The organism is Kitasatospora sp. NPDC057512 (assembly GCF_042802135.1).
Taxonomy (GTDB): domain Bacteria; phylum Actinomycetota; class Actinomycetes; order Streptomycetales; family Streptomycetaceae; genus Kitasatospora.
Genome location: NZ_JBHVET010000670.1, coordinates 1 through 4758, shown reverse-complemented (window position 1 = coordinate 4758; position 4758 = coordinate 1). Strand labels below are relative to the sequence as shown.

The following is a 4758-nucleotide window of genomic DNA, read 5'->3' as shown; positions in this document are numbered from 1 at the left end:
CGCGAGACGGGAGCCGGGCCTCTGGCGTTCTCCGGTGCCCGGAGTGCTGCTACCGGTCGCGGTAGTAGCCGAAGAGGTCGGCGATGACGTCGGTCGTGCCGGCGTTGTTGGCGATGTCGAACCGGCCCTGGGCGTCGACCGGGATGGTGCCGTGGTTGGGCACGTCCAGTCCGGGGCTGGCGTTCAGGTTGCTGGTGCCGGGCTTGGCCGTCCCGGTGGCCCAGGCAGTGAGGTGGGTGGCCCCGGTGGTCCCGGTCGCCGTCAGGTTGACCACCGCGGCGGTCGCGCGCGCGGGCACGCCCTCGACCGTACGGCTGGAGAACGGACCGAACGGAGTGCTGCTCCGCGAGTCCAGCAGGCGGGTCGGGGTGACCGGGGTGAACAGGCCCTTGCCGTCCGGGCCGTAGTAGCCGAAGACGTCGACCACGAGGTGCGAGGAGGCGGCGTTGGTGAAGATCTCGACGCTCCCGTCCGCGCCCAGCGGGACCACCACCTGGTTGGGGATGTTCCGGCCCGGGGCGGTGTTGAGGTTCGAACCGGCCGCGGGGCGCTGGGTCCCGCCGGGGTAGACGGTGACGAAGCCCGCCGAGGCGGACTCGGTGGCGGTCACGTTGAGCACCGCCGAGGTGGCGCCCGCCGGGACGCCGCCGGTGCCGGCCACCTGGAGCCGTCGGGGGGTGCCTCCGGTCAGCGGGGCGGCGTCGGACCGGGTGTCGAGCAGCCGGGCCGGGGCGACGGAGGTGAAGCGGTCGGGGCTGCCGGCCGTGAAGTAGCCGAGGACGTCGGCGACGGTGTGCACGTAGCCCGCGTTGTTGCGTACCACCACCGTGCCGTCCGGGCCGATCGGCACGGTCACCAGGTTGGCGACGTCCTGACCGGGGCCGAAGTTCACGTTCGAGGTGGTCGGCCGGGCGGCGGCGGACGGGTAGACGTCCAGGTGGCTGTTGGCGGTGCCCTCGGTGGCGGTCAGGTTGAGTACGACGGCCGTCGCGCCCGGGGGCACCAGGGTGCCGGCCGAGCCGGAGACGCGGTTGCGCAGGTCCAGGTCGATGGTCTCGCCGGGGCCGAGCCGCGGGTAGCGGCTGCCGGGCTGGCGGGAGTCCAGGATGCGGGTCGGCGCGATCGCGGTGTAGCCGGCCGGGGTGTAGTCGACGGTGACGTTCCGCTCCTCGGTTCGGGTGGTGCCGAACTCGTCGGTGATGGTCAGCCGCACGGTGTAGGTGCCGGGCTTGGCGTACACATGGCGCTCGGAGGACCGGTTCTCCCACGGCTTGGCCGGGCCGTCGCCGAAGTCGTAGGAGTAGCCGGTGATCCGCGAGGGGCTGACGGGGTTGGCCCTGACCGTCACGGCGAGCGGGTCGACGTCGTTCTCCGGGGTCACCGTGAGGTTGGCGCTGAGGGTGCCGATGACCTCGTACGCGCCACGGTCGCGGAACCCGCCGTTCGGTCCGGTGTTGGCGACGTCCTCGTGGTCGAACGCGTCGTGGCCGAACAGGTCGACGGTCGGAACGCCGGGCGCCTCGGGGCCGGCCGAGTCGATCACGCTGCGGGCCTGCCAGTTGCCCGCGGAGGACATGGGCACCGACAGGGGCGTGAAATCGAGGTCGAACGGGATGTGGTAGTTCACGTCGTGCTGGCCCTGGCCGGTCCCGGCCTGTAGCTCTGGGGCCATTTGGTAGGCGACGTCAGCCCACTTGTAGCTGGGCCAGCGCTCGGGGTTGTAGGACCAGACGGCGTTGTAGTCGAGGGTGGTTCCGTCGGTCGAGCCGGCGGCCACCTGGATGGCGCTCGCGGCCACGATGTTGTTGGTGATCGTCGAGTGGTCGGACGAGCCGGCCAGGTCGATGGCGACCTCGGGTGTCAGGTAGGTGGTGTTGTGGGTGATGACCGTGCCCGGTGCGTCGGTCACCGAGACGGCCGACCCCCCGAGCGAGGAGGTGAAGTCGTTGCCGGCGATCACCGTCCCGGCGATGCCCGCACCGACCTTCACACCACCGGTGGTCGCGCGGACGACCGAACGCTCGATCCGGACGTGGTCGCTGGCGCCGGTGACGGCGACGGCCGGCCGAGCGATCTTGTCGTCCCGCTGCTCGATCCAGTTGCCGGAGAGCTCGACCCGGCTGACCCCGTCGAGCTCGAAGTGGGTCACGTCGAAGCCGGAGAACACGACGTCGTGCTGACCGGATATCTTCACCGCCTGTCGCAGCGGGCCGGCGATGACAGGGAAGGTCGACGTCCTGCCCGGGAGGGAGGACAGCTTGCCGATGCGGCCCGTGCCGCGGAAGGTGATCGGCTTGCCGGGCTCGCCGGAGCGCCGGACGGTCACGTCCTCGGGGTAGGTGCCCGGCGAGACCTCCACGGTCTGGCCGGGCAGTACCCGGTCGGCGGCGGCCTGGATGGTGCAGAGCGGCTGGGCCTGGGTGCCCGGTCCGCTGTCCTTGCAGAGACCGCCCTGGACGTACAGGACGGCGGTCGGCTCGGCCGCGGCCGCAGGCAGTGGCAGGCCCACCACCGCGGAGACCACGGCGGCGCTCAGCCCGGCCACGTGACGCATGCGCACGATGCATTTCCCCCAAAAGTCGTCAAAGCCGCGAAACCCCGGGTGAGTGCGACCCGGTTGGGCCGTACACACTTTGATGGAGCGTCTGCGGAGCATTGGTGAGCATTATGGGGGGCGGGAGGACACTTTCGGCCGCGGGGGTCGGTGGACGCGGTCGGCCGCCGGCCCGTGAGGCGCTCTGGACCTGCGGCGATCCGCTCGCTACGGTGTTGGGCGTCGTGTGCAGGCAACACCGCCTGCGACGCGGGAGCTCGGAGCACCGGGCTGAGAGGACGCTGACCGGGACGTCGACGGACGGACCGACGGCTGCGTCGACCGCAGGAACCTGACCGGGTAATGCCGGCGTAGGGAGTAGAGGTCAGATGACCACGTTCGAAGCACAGCCGCAGTCTGTCCGGAGCACCCCCAGCAGCGAGCGCACCGGCTACCCGACCCCGGCCTGGCACAAGGCCTACCGCGAGGGATCGCGCCCCGACCTGCGCGTCCCGTACCGCGAGGTGCGGCTCACCAACGGCGGGACCGTCCCGCTGTACGACACCTCCGGCCCGTACACCGACCCGTCGTACGAGCCCGACGTGCGGCGCGGCCTGCCGGCGCTGCGGGACCCCTGGATCCGCCAGCGCGGCGACGTCGAGGAGTACGACGGCCGCGAGCCGCGCCCCGAGGACGACGGGATCAAGCACACCTCGCCGCGCGGCGGGAACCTGCGCAACCTGGACGCCGTCTTCCCCGGCCGCCCGCGCCGTCCGCTGCGCGGCCGCGGTGGTGCCGCTGTCACCCAACTCGCCTACGCCAAGCGGGGCGTGGTGACTCCGGAGATGGAGTTCGTGGCGCTGCGCGAGGGCCTGGCGCCCGAGTTCGTGCGGGCCGAGGTGGCCCGCGGCCGGGCCGTCATCCCGGTCAACGTGAACCACCCGGAGGTGGAGCCGGCCATCATCGGCACCAACTTCCTGGTGAAGATCAACGCCAACATCGGCAACTCGGCCGTCACCTCCTCGATCGAGGAGGAGGTGGAGAAGATGACCTGGGCCACCCGCTGGGGCGCCGACACCGTCATGGACCTCTCCACCGGCCGCAACATCCACACCACCCGCGAGTGGATCCTGCGCAACTCCCCGGTGCCGATCGGCACCGTGCCGCTCTACCAGGCCCTGGAGAAGGTGGACGGCCGGGCCGAGGAGCTGAGCTGGGAGGTGTACCGGGACACCATCGTCGAGCAGTGCGAGCAGGGCGTCGACTACATGACCGTCCACGCCGGCGTGCTGCTGCGCTACGTCCCGCTCACCGCGCGCCGCAAGACCGGCATCGTCTCGCGCGGCGGCTCGATCATGGCGGCCTGGTGCCTGGCCCACCACCAGGAGAACTTCCTCTACACCAACTTCGAGGAGCTCTGCGACATCCTCGCCTCCTACGACGTCACCTTCTCGCTCGGTGACGGCCTGCGTCCGGGCTCGATCGCGGACGCCAACGACGAGGCGCAGTTCGCCGAGCTGAAGACCCTCGGCGAGCTCGGCCGGATCGCCCGCGAGCGGGACGTCCAGGTGATGATCGAGGGCCCGGGCCACGTCCCGATGAACAAGATCCGGGAGAACATGGATCTCCAGAAGGAGATCTGCGACGAGGCGCCGTTCTACACCCTCGGCCCGCTGACCACGGACGTCGCCCCCGGCTACGACCACATCACCTCGGGCATCGGCGCCGCGATGATCGCCTGGTGGGGCACCGCGATGCTCTGCTACGTGACGCCCAAGGAGCACCTGGGCCTGCCCAACCGGGACGACGTCAAGACCGGCGTGATCACCTACAAGATCGCCGCGCACGCCGCCGACCTGGCCAAGGGCCACCCCGGCGCCCAGGCCTGGGACGACGCCCTCTCCGACGCCCGTTTCGAGTTCCGCTGGGAGGACCAGTTCAACCTGGCCCTCGACCCGGAGACCGCCCGTGACTTCCACGACGAGACCCTCCCCGCCGAGCCCGCCAAGACCGCGCACTTCTGCTCGATGTGCGGCCCGAAGTTCTGCTCGATGAAGATCTCCCAGAAGATCCGCGACGAGCACGGCGACGGCTCCACCGCCGTCTCCAGCGAGTTCGACGCCGAGGCCCTGGCCGGCATGGCCGAGAAGTCCGCCGAGTTCGCGGCCCAGGGCAACAAGGTCTACCTGCCCCTGGTCGACTGACCCGGGACACCCGAGCGCCTG

General features: G+C 71.0%; 2 protein-coding genes and 1 riboswitch. Of the genes, one reads left to right on the top strand and one right to left on the bottom strand.

Going from position 1 to position 4758, the window contains the following annotated elements; genetic code table 11:
• Positions 1–49: 49 nt before the first annotated feature.
• Positions 50–2554, bottom strand: coding sequence for a PKD domain-containing protein (locus tag ACFU6K_RS31575; RefSeq protein WP_380668835.1), 2505 nt, complete (start codon positions 2552–2554; stop codon positions 50–52).
• Between the two features lie 239 nt (positions 2555–2793).
• Positions 2794–2928: riboswitch (TPP riboswitch) on the top strand.
• On the opposite strand from ACFU6K_RS31575, the gene thiC reads away from it, so the two are divergent.
• The gene (thiC, locus tag ACFU6K_RS31570) at positions 2923–4737 is read left to right on the top strand and encodes a phosphomethylpyrimidine synthase ThiC (RefSeq protein ID WP_380668833.1); all 1815 of its coding nucleotides are present in this window, start codon (positions 2923–2925) and stop codon (positions 4735–4737) included. Its footprint overlaps the riboswitch before it by 6 nt.
• Positions 4738–4758 lie beyond the last annotated feature (21 nt).